Raw genomic sequence first — 21,716 nt, 5'->3', positions numbered from 1 at the left:
AGCCGTGCGCCGCGTACCGTTCGTCGTGCTTCGCTCGCCAGTCGCCGGTCGCCAGTCGCCTGTTGCCCGACGTCAGACATCGGCCGTCAGCCACCAGCCACCAGCCACCAGCCACCAGCCATCAGCCATCAGCCATCAGCCATCAGCCATCAGGCTCAGGCTCAGGCTCATGCATCCGCCGCAGGCCGCGGCGCAGGCCGCGCGAAGATCGACACGCGGCGCCGGTACAGCACGTACGCGAGCGTCGCGGCGACCGCCGTCTCGGCGATCAGCACCGCGGCGGCCGCTCCCTGCTCGGCGAAGAACTTCGCGAGCAGCGGCAGCAGCGCGACGTTCAGCACGCCGGACGAAATCAGCACGCGGCTGAACGCGGTCTTCATGCCGAGCGGAAGCATCGTCTGCACGCCGAACAGATCGGTCATGCCGGCCATGAACGGAATGAACGCCATGCAGCGCAGCACGCCGACGGTGGGCTCGTAGGTCGAGCCGTACAGGATGTGCACGGCGAGCGGCGCGAGCGCGAAGATCGCGAGCGAGATCGTGAGCACCATCGCGCTCTGCACGACGAGCAGCTTGCGCAGAAACGACATCGCGTCCTCGCGCGCATGGTGCATCAGATAGCTGACGTGCGGATATGCAGCCGCCTTCAGCGGCTGCAGCAGGCTGATCGCCGAGCGGATCAGCTTGTCGCCGGCGGCGAAGTAGCCCGCCGCGACGTTGCCCGACACGAAGCCGAGCAGCACCGTGTTCGTCGATGCGTAGAACGCCACCGACGTCGACGCGAGAAACACCTGCCAGCCGCCCTTGAGCGCCGCTGCGACGTCGGCTGCGCCGATGCGCACGAACTCGACTTCGCGTTGCACGATCAGATAGCCGAACACGAGCACGCCGCAGACGAGCGGCACCGCCGCGTTGATCGCGACGGCGTCGATCAGGTCGGCGGGCGAGCGCACGAGCAGATACATCGCCGGCACGCTGAGCGCGCGGCACGCGAACAGCGTCATGCTGTAGATGCGCAGCTTCTGGATGCCCTGGAAATACCAGCCGGGCGTGAGCGCCGCGCCTACCGTCATCCCGAAGCCGATCACGAGCAGTGTGCGATCGATCGCGAAGCGGTCGATCACGAACGTGAGCGCGAGCAGGATCGCGAAGCCCGCCGCCGTGATCGCGGCCTGCGCCGCGAACGTCGCCCAGAAGATCTTCGAGCGCGCCGCGAGATCGTCGTGCGCGAGCGCGACGCGCGGCGTCGCGGTCAGATCGAAGCTGTAGTTCGTGAAGTTGATGAAGTACGTGATGACGGCGAGCACGAGCGACAGCTGTCCGTAGGCTTCCGGCCCGAGTACGCGCGTGAGGAGCGGCAATGTGACGAGCGGCACGACGTAGGTCGAGATCTGCAGCGTCATCAGCAGCAGAAAGTTCTTGCGGACGGTCGTCATGCGTGGCCTTCGCGTCGCACGGGCGACATCGTGTCGCGCGCGCTCGTGGCGCGCGCGATGGGGTAAATCGGGTCGATCAATCGCATTGCGGCGCGAGTTCCCGGGCTTCGTCGGCGCTCAGCTGCAGCAGCGCGCTCAGGCGTTCGGCGTAATGCTGTCGCGTGTAGAGCGACCAGTCGTAGCGGCGCTGCGGGTCGCGCAGGTGCGCGCGCAGCGCGTCGAGCGCTTGCGCGAGGCTCGCGTCGTTGCGCGCGTAGCGGATCTTGTTGCCGATCTCGTCGCCGAAGCTCGACAGGCTGCCGACGTCGTGGACGAGCACGGGCAGCCCGATCATCGCCGCCTCGACGATCACGAGCGGCGCATTCTCCGCCCACACCGACGGCAGCACGAGCGCATCGTGCTCGCGCAGCGCGACGAAGAGCTGCGCGTGATCGAGGCGGCCGGCGAAACGCAGCTGGCCCGACGCGAGCAGCTCGGCGTACTTGCTTTCGAGCGCCGCGCGCTGGCCGCCGTCGCCGTAGACGGTCACGCTCGCGATGCGTTCGAAGCGCGATGCGCGCGCGAGCTCGAGGAATTCGTCGAGCCCCTTTTCGGGATCGATGCGGCCGACGAACGCGAGATCGAGCCGCTCGCGATCCGCGCATTTCGGCTCGCGCGCCGTGAGCGCGGTGCTGACCGGATTGTGCAGCAGCGCGGTGCGCGTGATGCCGCGCTGCGCGAGCGCGTCGCGCATGTACGGACTCGGGCAGAGCAGCAGATCGAACACGTCGGCCGGCTGCACGAGCGCGTCGATCGCGTGCCAATGCAGCTTCTTGATCGCGTCGTGCAGCGCGCCGCGCGGGCTCGAGCGCTCGAAGAGCCGCGTGCGGCGCGTGAGCGCGTCGAGCGGCAGCGGCGTCGCGCGGCCGCCCGGATACGTGAGCAGGTTCGGGTTGTAGAAGACGAGATGGTAGTCGTGGCACGTGAGGTACACGCGACAGCCGGCGCGCCGCTTGTAGCGTGCGATCACCGGCACGACGGAAGGCGACAGCAGGTTGTGGTAGTTGTGCACGAGCACGCGCTGCGGCGCTTCTCGTTCGAGGGCGGCCGCGAGCGCGCGCGCGGCGGGCGCGTTCCATGCGCGCGCCGCGCCGTTCGACGCGCCTTCGAATGCGCTCTCGTCGAACGTCGCGACTTCGACGCCCGGCTGCGCGCGCAAGACGTCGACCGATGTCCGGTAGACCTCTTCGGCGCCGCCCTTGCGGGCGAAATCGTTGATGACCAGTACTTTCATGCGAAACGACGCGGGCGGTTCGCCCGCGTTTGTCAGTGCTCGCCGAGCGCGCGGACGGGCTCGGCGGTGGGCGCGAGCTCGGCTGCGGCCGGCTTCGCCGCTTCGGGCGCGGGTTGCGCGCTCGCGCGGCCGTAACGGTCGTCGAAGCGAACGATGTCGTCTTCGCCGAGATAGTCGCCCGATTGGACTTCGATGATCTCGAGCGCGATCTTGCCCGGATTCTCCAAGCGGTGAACCGCGCCGACCTCGATGTACGTCGATTCGTTCTCGCTCAGGAGGAACGTCTCGTCGCCGCGCGTGACCTTCGCGGTGCCGCGCACGACGATCCAGTGCTCGGCGCGATGATAGTGCATCTGCAGCGACAGCTGCTTGCCCGGATCGACGACGATGCGCTTCACCTGGAAGCGCTCGCCGCGATCGATCGAATCGTAGTAGCCCCACGGGCGCTGCACCTTGCGGTGGTCCCGCACCTGCTCGTGCTGGCCGGACTTCAGGCGCGCGACGACGGTCTTCACGTCCTGCACGCGATGCTTGTTCGCGACGAGCACCGCATCCGGCGTTTCGACGACGACCACGTCCTTCAGCCCGACGCACGCGATGAGCCGGCCTTCGGAGCGCGCGAAGCTGTCTTCGGTGCCTTCGAACAGCACCTCGCCGCGCGCGACGTTGCCTGCTTCGTCCTTCGGCAGCAGTTCCCAGATCGCGTCCCACGAGCCGACGTCCGACCAGCCCGCCGCGAGCGGCACGATCACGCCCGGGATGCCGAGCGCGCGCGCGCCCGTCAGGCGCTCCATCACCGCGTAATCGATCGAGTCGGACGGGCATGCGGCGAATTCGGCCGCGTCCGCCTTGAAGAACTGGCCGTCGTTCGTGCCGTTGCGCCACGCGGCTTCGCAAGCCGCATGCATGTCCGGCTGCAGCGCGCGGATCGCGGCGAGCCATGTCGACGCGCGCACGACGAAGATGCCGCTGTTCCACCAATAATCGCCGGATTGCAGGTATTGCTGCGCGAGCTCCTGATGCGGCTTTTCGACGAAGCTGTCGATCGCGTGGCCGCTTGAGGCACCGTGCGAATCCGCGAGCGGCGCGCCCACCTTGATGTAGCCGTAGCCCGTCTCGGCGCGGCGCGGCAGCACGCCGAGCGTGACGATCGCGCCGTCTTGCGCGTAGCGCGCCGCTTGCGCGACCGCATCTTGGAACGCGCGCGTGTCGGACACCGCATGATCGGCGGGCATCGCCGCGAGCACCGGATCGCCGTGATGCGCGAGCGCTTCGAGCGCGGCGAGCGTGAGCGCGGGCGCCGTGTTGCGCGCGGCCGGCTCGAGCAGGATGCGCGCGCGCAGCCCGCGGGCGCTCACTTGCGCGGCGCTTGTGAAGCGATGCTGTTCGCCGCAGACGAGCAGCAGCGTGTCGGCGAGCTCGGCATTTGCAATGCCCGTCAGGCGGCGCGCGGTCGAGGACAGCGGCGATTCGTCGGCGATCAGGTCGATCAGCTGTTTCGGATGGTGTTCGCGCGACAGCGGCCAGAGGCGCGTGCCGGAGCCGCCCGCGAGAATCACGGGCAGGATGCGCGGCGGCGCCGGTTGCGGCGCGGCGGAAGTCGGGTTCGTAGCGAGATCGGTCATCGGTTCATTCCGGAATCGGCCGGAAGGCGGCCGGCGAGCGCGTAGCGCTCGTTGGTGGAGTCGGCGTCGGCTTGGCGCGTCGTGCGCGGTGCAGCCGTTGCAACGGCGCCCGCGCTCGTCGCGGTGCCGACGCGATCGAGCAGATCGCGCACGGCCTTCGACGGGCTGCTCGCCGGGCGCAGCATGCCGATGTACGGCGCGCCGTGCTCGAGATACGGCCCGTCGACCTTGCGGAAGCCGAAGCGGCTGTAAAAGTCTTCGCGGTGCGCGCTCACCTGCACGCGCACCGGCGCATCGGGCCAGCGCGCGTGCGCGGCGGCCAGCACGTGTTCGATCAACGCGTCGATCGTGCGGTCGTCACGATGCGCGGCGCTCGTCAGGATCTTGTCGATCGTCGTTTCGGGATCGATGTCGTCACCCGGCAAGAGACGCGCGTAGGCGGCGATCGACGGCCGTTCGCCGCGCTTGTCCGTTGCGAACACGTGGATAGCGAATTCGTCCTTGCCGTCGATGTCGAGATACGTGTGCGCATCCTCGACGACGAGGACTGCATTGCGTGCGCGAAGGATCATGTAAAGCTCGTTCGAATTCAGATACCTGAATTCGCAGCATGTCCAGTCCATGATGGAGATTCCTCGGTTCAGGGCCGCGTGCCGCGTCGTGCGGCGCGGGTTTGGTGCGCCGCGACATGAGAAGTTTCCGATGCGGCCTATGGACGCAACGATACGAGCGGACCTCCGGCCGTTCTGTTCGAAAGCGTACCGTGCGCGTTGCGAGCGGGACGCGGTGTGCGGCGCGCCGCCGATGTGTGCGGTGCACACGAGGCGCGGCGCCGATCCCTGCGTACTGTGCGCTTCCGCACATAGGGCGTGCGAGCTTGTTCGGATAATGGCCGCGATGCGATGACGACGCGCCACCGTGCCACCCGCGCCGCTCGCTGACGACGCGACCTGCGTTCGATTCGACGCGCCTTTGCGCACATCAAAAGGACTTCCTGTTTGAAGGTAGCAATCGTTCACGACTGGCTGGTGGTGTATGGCGGCGCGGAGCGCGTGCTTGCGCAGATGATCGACTGTTTTCCGCAGGCCGACATCTACAGCCTCGTCGATTTTCTCGACGACCGCTCGTGCCTGCGTGGCCGGCCGGTACACACTTCGTTCATCCAGAAATTGCCGTTCGCGCGCAGCAAGTACCGCAGCTACCTGCCGCTCTTTCCGCTCGCGATCGAGCAGTTCGATCTGTCCGGCTACGACCTGATCCTGTCGAGTTCGTATGCGGTCGCGAAGGGCGTGCTGAACGGCCCGGACCAACTGCACGCGAGCTACGTGCATTCGCCCGTTCGCTATGCGTGGGATCTGCAGCATCAGTATCTGAACGAGGCGGGGCTCGCGCGCGGCGTGAAATCCGCGCTCGCGCGCACGCTGCTGCATTACATCCGCAATTGGGATGCGCGCTCCGCGAACGGCGTCGATCTGCTCGCGGCGAACTCGCACTTCGTCGCGCGCCGCATTCGTAAGACGTATCGCCGCGACGCGACGGTCATCTATCCGCCCGTCGACGTCGATCATCTCGCGCTGCGCGACACGAAGGAAGATTTCTATCTGACCGCATCGCGCCTCGTGCCCTACAAGCGCATCGACCTGATCGTCGAGGCGTTCTCGCACATGCCGTCGCGCCGGCTCGTCGTGATCGGCGACGGCCCCGAGGCAGAGAAGATCCGCGCGCTCGCGGGGCCGAACGTCACGCTGCTCGGCTATCAGTCGTTCGACGTGCTGCACGATCATCTGCAGCGCGCGAAGGCGTTCGTGTTCGCGGCGGAAGAGGATTTCGGCATTTCGCCCGTCGAGGCGCAGGCATGCGGCACGCCCGTGATCGCGTACGGCAAGGGCGGCGTGTGCGAATCGGTGCGCGCGGCAGGCCCGGTGCCGACAGGGCTTTTCTATGCGAAGCAGACGTGCGACGCGCTGATCGATGCAATCGACCGGTTCGAGGCAATGCCCGCGGGTACGTTCGATCCGCACGCGTGCCGCGCAAACGCGCAGCGTTTCAGCGCCGCGCGATTCCGCTCGGCATTCTCGCGTTTCGTGCTCGAAGGCTACGCCGCGCTGCAAGCGGAATTGGGCGAGACTTCCGGCGCCGCGCCGGCGCACAACGCCTCGATCGTCGCCTCGGCGCAGGCCGAGCCGCTCGCATCGGGCGTCGCGACGGACGACGGCGCGTCCGTCGAGCGCGCCGCGCCGACCTCGCCGCTCGACGCTTCCCGAAGCGACACGCTCGCGCGCATCTGAGCGCGAGCGTTTCCTCGATCCGACGCAATGCGACTTCTTTTCCTGCTGACCAATTTTGGCGATCCGTTTCTCACGGCGCCGCTCGCCGTCGCGGTGCTGAGCTGGCTCGCGGCGACCGGGCGCCGTCGCGCCGCGCTTTATTGGGCGTTCGGCTTCGCTTGCGCGGCGGGTCTCGTCGCGTTGACGAAATTTGTCTATGCGGGCTGGGGAATCGGCATTGCCGCGTGGCGTTTCACCGGTGTAAGCGGTCACACGATGCTCGGCGCGGCGGTGTATCCGCTCGTCGCGGCGATCTGCGTGCGCGACGCGCACGTGCGGCGCGCGATCGCGGCGGGCCTCGCATTCGCGCTCGCGATCGGCGTTTCGCGCGTGCTGCTCGGATTTCATTCGTGGTCCGAAATCGCATCGGGCTGGCTGGTCGGCGCGGGCGTCGCGCTGCTGACGGCAAGCCGTTTGCGTCGCGCAAGCGCCGCACAAGCCGATCCGGCGGGTTCGGCACCGCTACGCGCACGCCGCATTGAGCGCGTGCGCGCCGGCGCCATCGCGGTACGGCGTCCGGCAAGCGTTTCGCGATCGACGATCCTGTTCGTCGCGGCTGCCTGCACGATCGCGGTGTCGTGCTATGGGCGCAGCGCGCCCGTGAGCGCGTGGATCTCGCACGCGGCGCCGAAAATCGCGGAATGGAGCCGCGTCTGGCTCGACGACGATGCGCGCTGAACGCGCGAGGCACATTCAAGCGGCATAAACGAGGTACACGGACAACTCGAAGAGACTTTCAATGAAACGATCGAACGGAATTGCACACATGTCTTATCTCAATAATATCGGGCGCAAAACGGCGGATCTGGAGGAATTTGTTTCATTCATACACAAACATTACGGCGCGACTGCGCGACAATGAACGGGCAGGGGTGAAAGTGTCCTATTCGGGCCGTGTCAATTGCCCAATAAATGGTCAACGATGGTCAAATCACGGTTGGAAATCGATCGCAAAAGAGCGCGAATGGTAGAGTAACTTCGACAGTCGGCTTCACGAGCACGACGCTGTAAAGCCATCCTGAGAGCGAGGTGAAAAAGATCACGCGGCATGCCGCGCGATCCGACCGGACGAGTTCAACGAGCCCGGCCAACGGGCGATTCGACGTGTGCCTCGGCTTTCGGAGCCGGCCATGCGTCGCTCGTTCAGGGCCGCTTGCCGATTGCGCGGCGCGCCGCATGAATGAAAACGCGGCCGAAACGATACGTCGCCGCTTTCTTTGCGAAATCTAACCATCAATCAGAGACCAACGAGGCATCTGACGTGCGCTCCCGAACGATACGAACGGGTGCGTCCCGGCATCGTGTACGGGCGGGGCGCGACACCCTCCCATCTCGCACTGTATTGCCGGTAGGCGGACGATTGTCGGCTTTCGCCCACACACGAATTCGTCGAGTCACACAGTCAGTTCATGATCGGAGGCACCAATGACGACTAGCGCGATCATCGGGGGTCTCTCCCGGGGATCTATCCGACAGCGACCGCTGATTTACTGGACGCATCAGCCATCGACGCTGCTGCGCAAGGAGCTCGCGCGCCGCGACTGGAAGATCTCCATGGTCACGAGCGCGAACCAGGTGCGCACGACGGCGGGCGAAGTGACGGGCGGCATCCTCGATCTGAGCGCGGTGTCGAGCGGCGAGATGAACGCGGTCGCGGCCGTGTGCGCGTCGCTGCGCAACGTCGCGTGGGTCGCGCTCGTCGAAGCGCATCAGGCGAACGTGCCGGAAGTGCGCGCGCTGCTGCGCGATTACTGCTTCGACTACATCACGCTGCCCGCGTCGCACCAGCGGATCGCGGACGCGGTCGGCCACGCATACGGGATGGAGTGCCTGTTCGCGCCGAGCACGGCGCCCATCGCGTCCGCCGATCAGGGGATGATCGGCACCTGCGATGCGATGCTGCAATTGTTCGACACGGTGCGCCGCATCGCGCGCACCGACGCGCCCGTGCTCGTGTCGGGCGAAACGGGCACCGGCAAAGAGCTCACCGCGGCCGCGATCCATCAGCATTCCGCGCGCCGCACGGGGCCGTTCGTCGCGGTCAACTGCGGCGCGATTCCGCCGCATCTGCTGCAGTCCGAACTGTTCGGCTACGAGCGCGGCGCGTTCACGGGTGCGAGCACGCGCAAGATCGGCCACGTCGAATCGGCGAACGGCGGCACGCTGCTGCTCGACGAGATCGGCGATCTGCCGCTCGAGAGCCAGGCGAGCCTGCTGCGCTTTCTGCAGGAGCGCACGATTCATCGGCTGGGCGGCAGCGATCCCGTGCCCGTCGACGTGCGCATCGTGTCGGCGACGCACGTCGACCTGCGCGGCGCGATGAACGAAGGGCGGTTCCGCGCGGACCTGTATCACCGTCTGTGCGTGCTGCGCGTCGATCAGCCGCCGCTGCGCGCGCGCGGCAAGGACATCGAGCTGCTCGCGCGGCACATGCTCGAGCGTTTTCGCGCCGATGCGCGGCATCGCGTGCGCGGCTTCTCGACCGACGCGATCTCGGCGCTCTACAAGCACGACTGGCCGGGCAACGTGCGCGAGCTCATCAATCGCGTGCGCCGCGCGCTCGTGATGGCGGAAGGGCGGCTCGTCACCGCGCACGATCTCGAACTCGACCATTGCACCGAAGTCGCGCCGCTGTCGGTCGCGGCGATTCGCAAATCGATCGAGCGGGAAGTGATCGAGCTCGCGCTGCTGCGCAATCGCGGGCGTCTCGCCGGCACGGCGCGCGAGCTCGGCATCTCGCGCGCGACGCTGTATCGATGGATGGAAGCGTACGGCATCGAGCGTCCGCGCAGCACCACATCGACCGCCAACTGACGTGCCGGCGAGCCGAGGCGAATGCGGCGCGCTTGCGCGAGCGTCGTCGTCAGGGCGACGCGGCGGCATCGGCGGAAGCCGCGTGCGGCGCGCCGTGCCGTGCGCCCGTCGGCCGGGGTCGCAATTGCGGCCCGCGCGTCCTGTCTCCCCAGCCCGTCAGCGTGTCGATGCAGAGCTCGATGACCATCTCGGCGGCCGACGTGCCGTACACCGAATGATCGAGCAAGCGGATCATCTCGACGCTCACGAGCGGCGAGCGCTTGAATGCGCGGCGCGGCGAGCCGAAGTAGCGGGTGAACTCGTCGACGCCCGGATCGAAATCGCCGTAGACGAGCATCGTGTGGATGCTCCGGTCGGTGAGCGCCCTGATCAGGCCGCGCGGCGTGTCGGGTTTCGGCCGGCGGCCGAGCCGCTCCGCGAGGCGTCCCGCCGGCGCGCTCAGGCGCGCGGTGACGTGGCGGCGCAGCGCGCTCAGCACCGGGCGCAGATCGCGGCCCTCGCGCAGCAGACGGCGCCATTTGCTCCAGTCCCGCATCGATGCGAGATAGCCGCGCGCGGAATTCGTCTGCTGTTTGCGCGCCTCGGCGATCGTGAGCCCGCGCGGCCAGATGAAGCGCGGCAGATTGACCGCGATCACGCCGGCCGCCGCGCGCGCGTGCGCGGCCGCATGCAGCGCGGCGAACGCGCCCGAGCACACGCCGAACGCGACGACCTGCCGCCGGCAGCGCGCGCCGAGCCAGTCGACGGCCGTGGCGACGTCCGCGATGGCCGGATCGGAATACAGCACTTCGGCCTGATCGTCCGGCGCGTGCGCGCCGCTGTCGCCGATGCCTTCGATGTCGATCCGCAGCGACGCGATGCCGCGCTGCGCAAGCGTGCGCGCGAGACGCACGCCGATGCGGCCGTCCGCGCTTCGCGGGTTCGCCGCGGTGTTCGCGATCAGCAGGCAAGGCGTGCCGGCGCGCGCGGGCGCGACGGGCTCGCACAGCGTGCCGACGAGCCGCTTCGGTCCGATGTGGACGAGCGTTTCGGCGATGCCGTCGAACGCGAACGTGATGGGTGACGCGGCATTCGGCGCGGGCGCATGATGACGCGCGTCGCGAGCGTGCGCGATGTCGGGCTTGCGCGCGGCGCGCGATGCAATGGTGATCGCGTCGTCGTGCGCATGCGCGGCGGCCGCGCGATCGGCGTGGCCGGCCGCGATCGGTTCCGCTGCCGCCGCCTGTTCGCCGAGGCCGATCCAGCGCGCGACGGATTCGAGCGCCGCGTGCGGCACGCGCGAGCGCGCGCCTTCCTGCAGCGCGTTCGGCCACCCCGGGAACGATTCGATGTGCGTCGACACGCCGCGCGCGACGAGCGCGGCGCGCAGCGCGGGACTGTCCCCATAGTCGGTGTCGACGAGCAACGCGGCGCGCGGCAGCGCGATCGTCGTCGCGACCGCGTTGCTCAAATCGACTTGCTTCAGATCGGCGACGAAATCGGCCGGGTAGCGATGGCCGAGAATGTTGAGCCACGGTTCCACGTGATGCTGCTCGCGGATCGCGGGCGGCGTTGTATCCAGCCAGCGCTTTTGGACGATCGACAACTCACGCAGATACGCGCGGCCGCGCACCACGGGCGCGAGCCCGACGAACGCATCGACGGCGGGCGCGTCGTCGCCCGCGAGCGCGAGCATCGCGAACGCGGCGCCCGCGCGCAGGCCGACGAGCGTGACGCCATCGACGCTCGCTTGATCGCGCAGCACGGCGAGCGCGCGGCGCACGCTCGCGACGCTCGCGGGCAGCCGGCCCGGCGCGAGATCGTCGCCCGCCGAATCGCCCGCGCACGGGTAATGAAAGCGCAACACCCACATGCCGTCTTCGGCGAGGCGCTCGGCGAGCGCGCGGACCACTTTGTGCGTCCACAGCGCTTCGTGCCCGAGCGCCTCGCAGATGAGGACGCCGCGCCGCGTGCGTCCCTCATGCAGCCATCCTAAGCAATCGTCGAATCTGACTGGTCTCAATTTTCTATCCTCGGGCGAATGGTCTTGTTGGAATTCAGTGCTCGCACCTCGATCGCGGGCGGCGCAGCGAGGGCGGCGGACGCGTCGGGCGGATTGTCATGGGAATGGGGAGAGTGAGGGTCGGCGGCGAGCTCGATCCGCGCGGCGGCACCCGGCGCGAGATGAAACCAGTCGATGTCGGGCAGCAGCCCGGGCGCGGACACGTGCACGTAGCGCGCGAACGTACGCGTCTGCACGTCGACGCACCAGCGGCCGTCGCGATAGGCGGCGCTCGCCTCGAGGCCGATGTCGGCGCGCTCGAACACGGTCGGCGCGGTGCGTTCCGGGAAGTGGAACGCTTGCGAAAGCAGCGCGCCGTCGGCCGCGTGCAGCGATGCGATCACGACGTCGTGCTCGCGCGGGCCGAAACGGTATGCGTACGTGAAGTCGAAGAAACGACCCAGCAGGTCGGCGGAGTTCACGCATTCGCCCGCGTGCGCGTCGATGCGCAACGTGCGGCCGGCGCGCGCGATCGGCGTCTTCCCGTCGCGCAGCGCGACGAGCTCGATGCGCGCGTCGAGCGGCGTCGGCGCGTCGTTGAGCACATGCACGTCGAGGCCGTTGAGTCCCTCGTCGGTGAGCAGGATCTGCCGCGGCTGCGACACGCGCTTCAGCGCATGCCACGCGGATTTCGGCCGTCCGTGCGCGTCGACGAGGCCCCAGCCGGCGCCCGGCATCACATCCTGGAACTGCCAGACGAGCGCGCCCGCGCACGACGAGCCGACGCGCCGCCACTCCGACAGCGTCTGCGCGATGAGGTCGGCGACGATCGCGCGCGACAGCGTGAGATAGCGCGCCGGGTCGCAGCTGCGCAGACGCGCGGGCTCGACGCCGTACAGCGTGCGCAGATAGTGATCGCGCACGTCGTCGAAATCCCACGGCGCGCCCGGATCGCGCGGCACTGCGCGTTTCCAGCTGGGCTCGTGCGCGGCGGGCGAGCCGATCGACGCGAGGGTTGCGTCGCACGGCACGTTCGCGAACGCGAGGCACTCGCTCGCGAAGCGCACGCCGGCGCGGCGCGCGTCTTCAGGCGGCCGCAGGTACGCGCCGACGCCGTAGTAGTGCGCGACGCCTTCGCGCGGCGCGAACGGCAGCACGCCGCCGTGCGGCGAATCGGCGACGTAGATCGCATCGGGCCGATGCGTGGCGCACAATTCGGCAAGCAGTTGCTCGGTCGCGGGCACGCGGCGCTCGTCGGGCGCAAGTCCGACCATCGCCGCCTGTTGCGCGATCTCACTGCCGCCGCACAGCACCGCGATCGACGGCCGCGCCGCATGCCGGCCGAGAAACTGCTCGGCCTCACGCTTCAGCGATTCGGCAAAACGCGGATCGGCGCTCGGATAGTCGAAGTTCGCGAGCATGAAGTCCTGCCAGACGAGGAGCCCCAGCTCGTCGCACAGCGCGTAGAACGCGTCGGCTTCGTAGGTCATCGTGCCGCCGACGCGGATCATGTTGCAGCCGGCGTCGCGCGCGAGCGTGAGCGCGCGGCGGTAGGCGGCCGGATCGGCCTGCAGGCCGAGCGGGTCGGCGCTCGTCCAGCATGCGCCGCGCGCGAAGACGGGCGTGCCGTTGACCGACAGCGCGAAGCCTCGGCCGTCGCCGCCGCGTTCGACGGCGATCGTGCGAAAGCCGGTTCGCGCGAGCGGAATCGTCGCGTCGCCGATTTCGACGCCGACGTCGTACAACTTCGGTTCGCCATGCGTGTGCGGCCACCACGGCGTGACGTTCGGAATCCTGAGCGTTGCGCGCGCGGTGCGCGGGCCGGTTGTCTCGAGCGTCGCCGCGTGCGCGCCGCACACGAGCCGCGCACGCATCGTTTGCGCGAGCGGCGCGGCGAATTCGAGCGTGGCGTCGAGCACGCCGTCGCGGCCGTCTAGCGTCGCGCGCAGCGTGTCGCGCACGATCGTCGGCGCGCCGGCCGGATTCACGATCTCGATCGAGCGCCACGGCCCGATCGGTTCGATCGCCGGGAACCAGCCCGGCATCCGGCCGAGAAACGTCGTGCGCACGCCGCGCAGCGCGGGCGTGTCGACGAGGCGCGTGCGCCAGCGCGCGCGGCCCCGCGGCGCATGCGCGGCGAGGTGGCGATCGAGCGAGCGGAAGCAGAGGGCAAGACGATTCGCACCGCCGAGCGTCACGGCGATGTCGTGCGCGACGTACATGTTGTCCGAGCAGAGCAGCAGCGCGTCGTCGAGCCAGACCTCGGCGATCGTCGCGAGCCCGTTCAGCCGGACGATGCGCGGCCCCGCGCCGTGCAGCGTCGTTCGATACCAGTAGTCGCTATCGCCGAGCGGATACGGATGCGCCGGATCGAAGCGCCGCGCGCCGGCAAGCGCCTGCGCGACCGTGCCGGGCACGGGCGCGGCGCACCAGCCGGCTTCGGAGAGCTCGCTCGGCCGCGCGATCGCGCCGGCGGGCGTCGCGATCAACGTCCATTGAGCGGCGCTGCGCGCCACGCGATCCGGCGCGGATTTCATCTGACCGTGGAGACGGGCCTCGGCGGCACGTACAGCGTGCCGAACGGCGGATTCGGCTCGGCCTTGCCGGGCGGCGCGATTCGCGCGACGCCGTCGACGAGCGAGGCGTACGCGCGCTCGAGAATGTCGAGACTGCTCTCGCCGCGTTCCTCCTTGCCGCGTGCGCTCGCACGCGCGAGGCGGAATTCGAGCACCATCGATTCGGACGCGATCGTGTCGCACGCGGCGACGAGCGTGTCGAACGCGCCGTTGCAGCCGCTCGCCTCGAGCCAGCGCAGATAGCGGCCGAACAGCTCGAAGTTCGCGCCGAGCTGGCGCAGCGTATTGAACGAATACACGTGGAAGTACGAGATCGGCCGCGACGCGATCGTCTTCGCGTCGCGCGCGAGCTGCTCGCGGAACGCGGCGATCGGGTTCGATGCGGGCCGGCGCTTCAGGTGGCGCGCGAGGAGGCCGAGCGACGCTGCGCACAGCTCGCGTTCCTCGAGCGGCTTGAATCGCCGCTTCGCGCATTCGACGTACGGCACGAGCTGCGTCGGCCCGTGCTTGCCGAACAGGCCGTCGTAATCGATGCCTTCCGCGAGGTAATAGCCGCTGTTGTGGAAGTAGCCGACGCGGCGGCGTTCGCGATCGATCGCGTCGATGCCGATCGTCGTTTTCGTGTGCTCGGTCTGATAGCTGTTGCCGCGCGTGTCGGGCAGATACCATGCGTCGACTTCGACGAGCATCAGGTTGCCGCGCGCGACCTGGTTCTCGACGTGCGCGTCGACGGGTTCGAAGATCGCGTGCTCCTGCACGACGATTCCGTACAGCGTCTCGAGATCCTCGAACGGAAACTTGAAGAACGAGAACTGGTCGCCCTCGAAGTCGAGCGTGATCGTAAACGGCAGCGCCGCGTACGGATTGAGCCCCCACCAGCCGAGCACCTCGATCCACAGATCGACGTAGCAGTTGGTTTGCTTCCAGACCATCTGCGGCCCGTGCAGCGCGTGCGGGCGGTAGTGCCGCACGCGATGCCGGATGTCGGTGAAGATTTCTTCGAGCGACGCGCCGTTCGCCGGCGCGTCGAGCAGGATGCTGCTCATCGATGTCCCCACAGTACGTCGCGTACCGCTTGCGGCCATGCGTCCGGATCGAAGCCGTGATGCCTGAAGAGGCCGAGCGTCAGGCGCTCGAGGCCGAAGCCCACGCAGCCCGTGTGCGCGACCGCGGCCTCGGCCGTCTTGATGCCCCACAGCAGGCCGAAGTGGTCCATGTGGTAGTTGAAGCTCAGGCACGCGGTCAGGCGGCCGTCGTATTCGATCGGAATCAGGAGTTCGAACTTCAGGTTCTGATCGCGCTGGCTGCTCGCGACGATCTTGCCGCCGCGGCCGAAAAACGGATCGTTCGCGAGATCGATGCTGTTCGGCAACTGCAGCGCGTCAATCATTCGCGTGCCGCGCTCGATCCAGTCCTGGCGGAACGCGAGGATCTGCTCGGGTGTGCCGATCCGGATGTATTCGCGCATCCGGAACAATTGCATGCGCGTCGGATCGAGCGACGGCTCGTGGCGGAAGCAGTACGAGAACGCATCGACGATCCGGCCGTCGGCGGGCAGCGCGCCGCGCTGCGCGACGACCGGATAGACCGGGTAGCATGCGGCGGGCGTCATCACGACATAGGTCGGCTTCTGATTCTCGGTCCAGTCGTCGCCGCGATCGAGGCATTGCAGCACGCGCTGGTGATCGTGCTCGTTGCCGCAAAAACTGTGCACGGTGCCCGCGAGTTGCGGGAAGCTCTTCAGATATTCGCTGCGCTCGAACTCGGGGCGGCTCATCGCGGGCGGGAAGCGCAGCACTTCCGCGTGCTGGTCGGCGCCAAGGCGCGTGATGTAGCCGTCGAGCGCGTCGACGACGCGTTCGAACTTCTCGCTGCGGCCGAACAGGCCCTGAATGCCCGTCGAGATCAGCAGCCCCGCTTCGACGAGTTCGTCGCGCAACGGGTTCACGCCGCCGCGATCGATGGGCGCCCGAGCCGCTTCGGCCGCGCGCGCGGAAGGGTTGGTCATGTCGTTCAAATCTCTCTCTCCAGCGTTGCGGGACGCAACGCGAGCAGCAGGTTCGCCGTGTTGGCTTCGATGCGATCGTTGCTGATCATGAGCGGCGCCGAATGCAGGTCGCGGATGTGGCGGCCGAGCGTGTATGGCGTGCCGTTCTTGTACGACGCCATCCCGCAGATCATCGTCGCGTGCTTGACCACGTCGAGCGCGGTCGTCGACACGTAAGTCTTCAGCGTGTTGATCTCGGCCGCCTGCGCCATCGACGCGGACCACGAGCGCGCGGCGCTCTGCTCGTGCAGGCGCAGCGCGCCGTCGATGCGCGCCTGCATCGCCTGCAGCAGCGCGAGCGCGTCGGCGATCCGGCGGCCGGACGGCGGCAGCGTGCCGCCTTGCTTTTGCATCTGCGCGCGGAAGAACTGATGCGCGCGCAGGAACGCGTCGTTCGCGATGCCGGTCCACACGGCCGCCCACAGGATGTGCGACGTTGGCACCATGGTCCGCTCGGCGATCTGCGCGAACGGCACCGGGAAGATCTGCTCGCAATAGCCGCGCGCGTCGAGCGCGAAGCCTTCGCTGCAGGTGCCGCGCATGCCGAACGTATCCCAGCCGCTGCGGCGCGTGAGGGTTGCGTTTTCCTTCAGCAGCGTGACGAGCACCTGCTCGGCGGCGGGCGCGTCGCGATCGCGCCGCGCGGTGACGAGGATCGCGTCGGCCTGCGCGCCGTACGAGATGGTCGGCGCGAGTTTCGCGAGCGTGAACATGTCGCCGTCCGCTTCGATCGCGCAGCGGCTGTTGCGCAGATTGCCGCCGACTTCCTCTTCGGACGTCGCCGAGGCGAGCAGCCATTCGCGCTCGGCGAGCTGCTCGATGAAGCGGCGATGCCAGTCGCTCGACAACGCATGATCGACGATGCTGGCGACCTGCGTCTGATGCATCGCGTAGATCATCGCGGCCGACGAGCACGCCTGGCCGATGATCCCGCACGCGGCGGAAACGGCCGTGAGCGACGCGCCCCGGCCGCCCAGCTCGGTCGGCACGAGCGCGCCGAGCAGACGTTCTTCGCGCATCGCGTCGATCGCTTCGGTCGGAAAGCGCGCGTCGCGATCGACGGCATCGGCGAAGCGCGCGGCGACTTGCGCGACTCGGCGCGCTGCTTCGTTCAACGTATGATCTTCCGCAAGCGGGGATTCGACGGCAGCGACGCGTGCGCTGCCGGTTTCGGCGTCGAAGCGCTTCATGCGGATTGCTCGGCGCGCTGCAGTTGCGTGACGGCCCCGGCGAGCGAATCGATGCTTTGGAACAGCTGGCGATTCAGCATTTCGTCCGGAATCTCGATGTTGAAGTGCTTCTCGATGGCAAGCATCAGTTGAATCGTGTTCAGCGAAGACAGACCTGCCTCGTACAGATCGTCGCTGTCCGCGATGTGGTCGATCGACGCTTCGAGATGCGCGACGTCCTTGATGATTGTTCTCAATTCGTTTTTCATCTGGCGGCTCCGGCTTGAATGAGGTTCCCCGTACCTGCGGGCAAGACTCATGACGCCCGCGTGGCGTATCGTGGCTAGTAGACCATCGGGCATGCGGTGGTTCTGTTCGGCACCTAACCGACGTAGTCGCGCACCGCGCGGAGGGCGTGCACCGTGCGCCGCGCGTGCGTTGACGGTGCCGTACGAAGATGTCGCATGAAGCGCGCGCCGCCGCGAGCGTGCGGCGCGAAGCGGGGTCAGCTGCGCAATTCGGTGAGCGCGCCGGACGCGCTCGTCGGCGCGGACAGGATCTTCTTCATCTCGTCGCGGATGATCGTGTGGCATCCGCACGACTGTGCATCGAGCCCGGGCAGGTCGACGAGGATGATCGAGCTGCGGTACTGGCGGATCAGCCCCATCTTCTGGATGTCGCCCGCCGCGTCGGTGACGGTTTCGCGACGCACGCCGAGCATTTGCGCGAGCATGCTGTGCGTGACCTGGATTTCTACGCTGCGCGAGCGGTCGTACGCGAGCAGGAACCACCGGCAAAGCTGGTTCTTCAATACGTGATGCCGGCTGCAGAACGAGATCTGCTTTGCCTGCGCCATCAGCAGATGCGTGCAGCGAAAGATCGCCTGGCGGATCTGCGCCGATTCCTCGAGCAGGTTCGACAGCACGCGCGCGCTGAGCCGATACGAAAAGCCGTCGCGGCAAGTTATCACGCGGCACGGCGTCGCACCGTCGCTGCCGACGAGCTGCGGGCTCACGATCCCTTCGTTGCCGATCTCCGCGATCTCGAGCGTCATGCCGTCCGACGACGCGTACTGAATCGAGATGACGGTCGTGACCGGCAGGTAGACGTGCTCGAGCGGCGTGCCTGGCTCGCACAGCACCTGCCCCGACTTCACGTGCACGAGCTGCAGATGGCTTGCGAGCGTCGCGCGCTCGGCGACGCCGAGCGATGCGAGAAAACGGTTGGCGTCGGTGCGGTGCGGCAGCTCGATGATGCCGCCTGTCCTCGTCGACGGCTCTTTGTATTCGCGGTAGGTCACGGCTTGTCCTTCCCGGATCGGAGATCCGGAGCAACGGCGCAGGGCCCCCTGAAGGCGCCGCGCACGATCAAACCTGCCTGGCTAGACAGGTGTGGTTTTTATTTGTTAATTCGACTTGACGTTGAAAATCCAATTTCAGATTATCACGGCGGATTTTTTGAGGTTTGCGTGCGATGCGCATTTCACAAATTTTAACATTTAGGAATATTCCTAGATTTTTTGAGAAAGTACTTAATTGCTTCGTAAGGAATAATCGGTTTTACCATTTTTAATGCATTGCACGCCGACATTTCGGTATCTATTTCCGATTCAAGAAATTCGTTTGGCAATTTTTACCATTTCCCGAGAGAGGTGGTCGGTGAGCTTTTTGTGTTTTTGTTAAATCGTTTGTAATCAATGAATTACAGGCATTGTGTGGGCTGGATGACAGAGTGTGTCAACTGTTCGTTGACTCACCTTTGCGACAGTTTTCAAAGAACCGCTGCGAACTTCCGTTTTATTGAGATGAAATGGTCATATCATTCCATTGGCGCCTGTAAAAGTGCGCCGGCCGTTGTGCGGGAAGGGTTAAGCGCTAAGCGCCGGGGGCGTTGTAAAGATTACGAAATTGTTAGATGAGACACCTGCTGTCGCTCGAACTGTATCAAAGTGTCCACGGATGAGACGCTTTCGGTTGGCGGCTAAATATTCAGATAGGAATTCTCCGGCCAATGCCTTTATATATTAAGGAATTGCACCAATTGGCACGTTAATCGCTTAAGGGTTTTCACCCCCGCGAAGAGGGTGGTGCGTCAGTGTGTAAGAGGACGACCAGAAGGGCCGCCGACACGATTCCGAGGAACATACGATTCTTGCTGTGACCGTGTCTTGCGAAACGGAATCCTGCGCCGCAAACGAGCGGCGCCGACAAACCGGGACACGAACATGCTTCATCAGAACAATGGGTTTCATGCCAACGCCCTGCTGGGCTCGCTCGACGACGACAGCCTTCGCGCGCTCGCGCCGCACCTCGAGCTCGTGAAGATCAAGAGCGCCCAGCTGCTCTGCGAAACCGACGAGCCGATGCGCCACCTGTATTTCCCGACCACCGCGATGATGTCCGTGCTGTATCTGATGGAAGACGGCGCGATGGTCGAAGTCGCCGCGGTCGGCAGCGAAGGCGTGGTCGGCGTGTCGACGCTCGCCGACTACGGCAGCGGCGGCGCATCGGGCCGCATCGAGGTGCGCAGCGGCGGCTACGCGTATCGCGTGCCGACTCAGGTATTCCGGCGCGAATTCGATCGCTCGCTCGACACCTTCCAGCTGATGCTGCGCTACTGGCAGGCCGCGATGACGCAGATCGCGCGCGGCGCGCTCTGCAACCGGCATCACTCCGTGAGCGAGCAACTGAGCCGCTGGCTGCTGCTCGCGCACGATCGCGTCGAAGGCGACGAGCTCGCCGTCACGCAGCAGACGATCGCGAACATGCTGGGCGTGCGGCGCGAAGGCATCACGGAAGCGGCGGGCAAGCTGCAGGAGGCGGGACTCATTCGCCAGCGCCGCGGCCACATCACGGTGCTCGACCGGCAGGGTCTCGAGGCGCACGCGTGCGAGTGCTACGGCGTGATCCGCGGCGAATTCAACCGCCTCATTCTCGAGGCGAGGCGCGAAGCGCATGCGCCGCAGCCGGTTCCGGCGGAAGGGCGGCCGCTGCGCGTCGCCGCGTATCACGGTGCAGTGCGTTCGGCTGCTTGAGACGAAATAACAAGAAACGCGGAGATTCACTGATGTTGGGACTCTTGAACAAGTTGCTCGATGTGTTGCTGGTCGCGGCGGGGGCGCTGGTCGCGCAATTGCTGTACGACGGCGGCATGCTCGACGTGTCCGACGAGCAGCGTACGGCCATCGCGCTGCTGTGCACGCTGACGCTGATCGTGTTTCCGGCGATCGGCGTCTATGACGGCGCGCGCGAACAGATGTCGTATCGCACGCTGTCGCGTGTGCTGCTCGGCTGGCTCGGCGTCGCGGCGGTTGCCGCGACCTTCACGTTGCTGCTGCACGGCGACGCCGACGCGTCGCTCGCGTGGCTTGGCCGAACGATGCTGATGTCCGGCACGGTGCTGCTGCTCGGCAAGGTGTCGATTCACGGCGTGCTGACGGGCTGGCGCAGGCCGGGCGCGAAGCCGCGCGCGGTCGCGATCGTGGGTTCCGAGGTCTACGGGCGCGCGGTGCTCGAGCAATTGCGCGCGGCGTCGTCGCACGGCTACGAGGTCGTGTGCGTGTTCGACGAAGGCGTGCAAGCCGTCGATGCGAAGCGTCAGGTCGGCGGCGTGCCCGTCGTTTCCGATCTGCGCGAGCTGAAGCGCCACGTGCGCGCGGGTGCGATCGACGAGATCTGGCTCGCGCTGCCGCTGTCGCACGAGCGGCAGATCCAGCGGATCGTGCGCGAGTTTCGCCATGATTTCGTGAACCTGCGCTTCCTGCCCGACGTGCGCGGCATCACGTTCTTCAACCGCTCGGTCACGCAGGTGGTCGGCATGCCGGCGATCAATCTCGCGACGAGCCCGCTGTCGATTCCGCAGCTCTGGCCGAAGTTCATCTTCGATCGCATGTTCGCGCTCGCGGTGCTGATTCCGCTGTCGCCGATTCTTGCCGCGCTTGCGCTCGCGGTGAAGCTGTCGTCGCCGGGGCCCGTGCTGTTCCGGCAGAAGCGCAAGGGCGTGGACGGCCGAGAGTTCGAGATCCTGAAGTTCCGCACGATGCGCGTGCATGCCGAGGCGGCGGGCGTCGTGCGCCAGGCGTCGCGCAACGATTCGCGGATCACGAAAGTCGGCGCGTTCCTGCGCCGCACGTCGCTCGACGAACTGCCGCAGTTCTTCAACGTGCTGTTCGGCCAGATGTCGGTCGTCGGTCCGCGTCCGCACGCGATCGAGCACGACGATATCTACAAGGAGCTCGTCGACGGCTACATGTACCGTTATCGCGTGCGCCCCGGCATCACCGGCTGGGCGCAGGTGAACGGCTATCGAGGCGAGACGCGCAAGGTCGAGAAGATGGCCGCGCGCGTGAAGTTCGACCTCTTCTACATGCAGAACTGGACCTTCTGGTTCGACATCAAGATCATCCTGATCACGCTCGTCAAGGGATTCGTCGGACGCAACGCGTTCTGAACGCCGAGCGCTCGCGCAT

16 protein-coding genes and 1 pseudogene are annotated in these 21,716 nt (G+C 66.9%); 5 read left to right on the top strand and 12 right to left on the bottom strand.

Going from position 1 to position 21,716, the window contains the following annotated elements:
* Positions 1-167: 167 nt before the first annotated feature.
* The 5 genes and pseudogenes from WS78_RS16635 to WS78_RS37630 form a co-directional block, all read right to left on the bottom strand.
* The gene (locus tag WS78_RS16635; RefSeq protein ID WP_059575860.1) at positions 168-1,436 is read right to left on the bottom strand and encodes an oligosaccharide flippase family protein; all 1,269 of its coding nucleotides are present in this window, start codon (positions 1,434-1,436) and stop codon (positions 168-170) included.
* 76 nt (positions 1,437-1,512) lie between these two features.
* Positions 1,513-2,709: a glycosyltransferase family 4 protein gene (locus WS78_RS16630; protein ID WP_059575862.1), complete on the bottom strand. Its 1,197-nt coding sequence runs from the start codon at positions 2,707-2,709 to the stop codon at positions 1,513-1,515.
* Positions 2,710-2,741: 32 nt separating this feature from the next.
* Complete coding sequence (locus WS78_RS16625) at positions 2,742-4,334, bottom strand: mannose-1-phosphate guanylyltransferase/mannose-6-phosphate isomerase (protein ID WP_059575863.1); 1,593 nt, start codon at positions 4,332-4,334, stop codon at positions 2,742-2,744.
* Positions 4,331-4,957 carry a GNAT family N-acetyltransferase gene (locus tag WS78_RS16620; RefSeq protein ID WP_038744408.1) on the bottom strand — a complete coding sequence of 209 codons (627 nt, stop codon included), beginning with the start codon at positions 4,955-4,957 and terminating at the stop codon, positions 4,331-4,333. The genes WS78_RS16625 and WS78_RS16620 overlap by 4 nt, the downstream gene beginning before the upstream one ends.
* A 17-nt stretch (positions 4,958-4,974) precedes the next feature.
* Positions 4,975-5,314 (bottom strand): annotated as a pseudogene (locus tag WS78_RS37630) (hypothetical protein).
* A gap of 18 nt (positions 5,315-5,332) precedes the next feature.
* Between WS78_RS37630 and WS78_RS16610 the strand changes: the two are divergent.
* From WS78_RS16610 to WS78_RS16595, 3 genes are all read left to right on the top strand, one after another.
* Complete coding sequence (locus tag WS78_RS16610; RefSeq protein WP_038744406.1) at positions 5,333-6,622, top strand: glycosyltransferase family 4 protein; 1,290 nt, start codon at positions 5,333-5,335, stop codon at positions 6,620-6,622.
* A 27-nt stretch (positions 6,623-6,649) separates the two neighbouring features.
* Positions 6,650-7,339 carry a phosphatase PAP2 family protein gene (locus WS78_RS16605; RefSeq protein WP_038744404.1) on the top strand — a complete coding sequence of 230 codons (690 nt, stop codon included), beginning with the start codon at positions 6,650-6,652 and terminating at the stop codon, positions 7,337-7,339.
* Positions 7,340-8,086: 747 nt separating this feature from the next.
* Positions 8,087-9,475, top strand: coding sequence for a sigma-54 dependent transcriptional regulator (locus WS78_RS16595; RefSeq protein WP_038744401.1), 1,389 nt, complete (start codon positions 8,087-8,089; stop codon positions 9,473-9,475).
* A 49-nt stretch (positions 9,476-9,524) separates the two neighbouring features.
* On the opposite strand, the gene WS78_RS16590 is transcribed toward WS78_RS16595, so the two are convergent.
* From WS78_RS16590 to WS78_RS16560, 7 genes are all read right to left on the bottom strand, one after another.
* Positions 9,525-11,477, bottom strand: a complete 1,953-nt coding sequence (locus WS78_RS16590; RefSeq protein ID WP_059575865.1) for an alpha/beta hydrolase family protein — start codon at positions 11,475-11,477, stop codon at positions 9,525-9,527.
* Positions 11,474-13,993 (bottom strand): glycoside hydrolase family 2 protein, encoded by a 2,520-nt coding sequence (locus tag WS78_RS16585; RefSeq protein WP_059575867.1) that lies wholly within the window; start codon positions 13,991-13,993, stop codon positions 11,474-11,476. The genes WS78_RS16590 and WS78_RS16585 overlap by 4 nt, the downstream gene beginning before the upstream one ends.
* Positions 13,990-15,078: a DUF1839 family protein gene (locus WS78_RS16580; RefSeq protein ID WP_038744396.1), complete on the bottom strand. Its 1,089-nt coding sequence runs from the start codon at positions 15,076-15,078 to the stop codon at positions 13,990-13,992. Before WS78_RS16580 ends, WS78_RS16585 begins: the two co-directional genes overlap by 4 nt.
* Positions 15,075-16,049 carry an amino acid--[acyl-carrier-protein] ligase gene (locus WS78_RS16575; protein WP_081989329.1) on the bottom strand — a complete coding sequence of 325 codons (975 nt, stop codon included), beginning with the start codon at positions 16,047-16,049 and terminating at the stop codon, positions 15,075-15,077. Before WS78_RS16575 ends, WS78_RS16580 begins: the two co-directional genes overlap by 4 nt.
* On the bottom strand, positions 16,046-17,269 hold the full coding sequence (locus WS78_RS16570) for an acyl-CoA dehydrogenase family protein (RefSeq protein ID WP_038744393.1): 1,224 nt from the start codon (positions 17,267-17,269) through the stop codon (positions 16,046-16,048). The genes WS78_RS16575 and WS78_RS16570 overlap by 4 nt, the downstream gene beginning before the upstream one ends.
* On the bottom strand, positions 17,266-17,517 hold the full coding sequence (locus tag WS78_RS16565) for an acyl carrier protein (protein WP_038744391.1): 252 nt from the start codon (positions 17,515-17,517) through the stop codon (positions 17,266-17,268). Before WS78_RS16565 ends, WS78_RS16570 begins: the two co-directional genes overlap by 4 nt.
* Before the next feature lie 236 nt (positions 17,518-17,753).
* Entirely contained in the window at positions 17,754-18,548 is a 795-nt protein-coding gene (locus WS78_RS16560) for a Crp/Fnr family transcriptional regulator (RefSeq protein ID WP_038744389.1), read from the bottom strand.
* A gap of 924 nt (positions 18,549-19,472) precedes the next feature.
* Between WS78_RS16560 and WS78_RS16550 the strand changes: the two genes are divergently transcribed.
* Positions 19,473-20,282 (top strand): Crp/Fnr family transcriptional regulator, encoded by an 810-nt coding sequence (locus WS78_RS16550; RefSeq protein ID WP_038744387.1) that lies wholly within the window; start codon positions 19,473-19,475, stop codon positions 20,280-20,282.
* A 32-nt stretch (positions 20,283-20,314) separates the two neighbouring features.
* Positions 20,315-21,697 (top strand): undecaprenyl-phosphate glucose phosphotransferase, encoded by a 1,383-nt coding sequence (locus tag WS78_RS16545; RefSeq protein WP_038744385.1) that lies wholly within the window; start codon positions 20,315-20,317, stop codon positions 21,695-21,697.
* The last annotated feature ends 19 nt before the right edge of the window (positions 21,698-21,716 follow it).

Source organism: Burkholderia savannae, from assembly GCF_001524445.2.
In the GTDB taxonomy this organism is placed as follows: domain Bacteria; phylum Pseudomonadota; class Gammaproteobacteria; order Burkholderiales; family Burkholderiaceae; genus Burkholderia; species Burkholderia savannae.
Note: the sequence above shows the minus strand (reverse complement) of the source record. Positions and strands in the feature narration are given on the sequence as shown.

Bases quoted from the DNA above. Each gene is read 5' to 3' on its own strand.
- WS78_RS16635 (WP_059575860.1), bottom strand. From the start codon at position 1,436: ATGACGACCGTCCGCAAGAACTTTCTGCTGCTGATGACGCTGCAGATC.
- WS78_RS16630 (WP_059575862.1), bottom strand. From the start codon at position 2,709: ATGAAAGTACTGGTCATCAACGATTTCGCCCGCAAGGGCGGCGCCGAA.
- WS78_RS16625 (WP_059575863.1), bottom strand. From the start codon at position 4,334: ATGACCGATCTCGCTACGAACCCGACTTCCGCCGCGCCGCAACCGGCG.
- WS78_RS16620 (WP_038744408.1), bottom strand. From the start codon at position 4,957: ATGGACTGGACATGCTGCGAATTCAGGTATCTGAATTCGAACGAGCTT.
- WS78_RS16605 (WP_038744404.1), top strand. From the start codon at position 6,650: ATGCGACTTCTTTTCCTGCTGACCAATTTTGGCGATCCGTTTCTCACG.
- WS78_RS16595 (WP_038744401.1), top strand. From the start codon at position 8,087: ATGACGACTAGCGCGATCATCGGGGGTCTCTCCCGGGGATCTATCCGA.
- WS78_RS16585 (WP_059575867.1), bottom strand. From the start codon at position 13,993: ATGAAATCCGCGCCGGATCGCGTGGCGCGCAGCGCCGCTCAATGGACG.
- WS78_RS16580 (WP_038744396.1), bottom strand. From the start codon at position 15,078: ATGAGCAGCATCCTGCTCGACGCGCCGGCGAACGGCGCGTCGCTCGAA.
- WS78_RS16570 (WP_038744393.1), bottom strand. From the start codon at position 17,269: ATGAAGCGCTTCGACGCCGAAACCGGCAGCGCACGCGTCGCTGCCGTC.
- WS78_RS16565 (WP_038744391.1), bottom strand. From the start codon at position 17,517: ATGAAAAACGAATTGAGAACAATCATCAAGGACGTCGCGCATCTCGAA.
- WS78_RS16550 (WP_038744387.1), top strand. From the start codon at position 19,473: ATGCTTCATCAGAACAATGGGTTTCATGCCAACGCCCTGCTGGGCTCG.
- WS78_RS16545 (WP_038744385.1), top strand. From the start codon at position 20,315: ATGTTGGGACTCTTGAACAAGTTGCTCGATGTGTTGCTGGTCGCGGCG.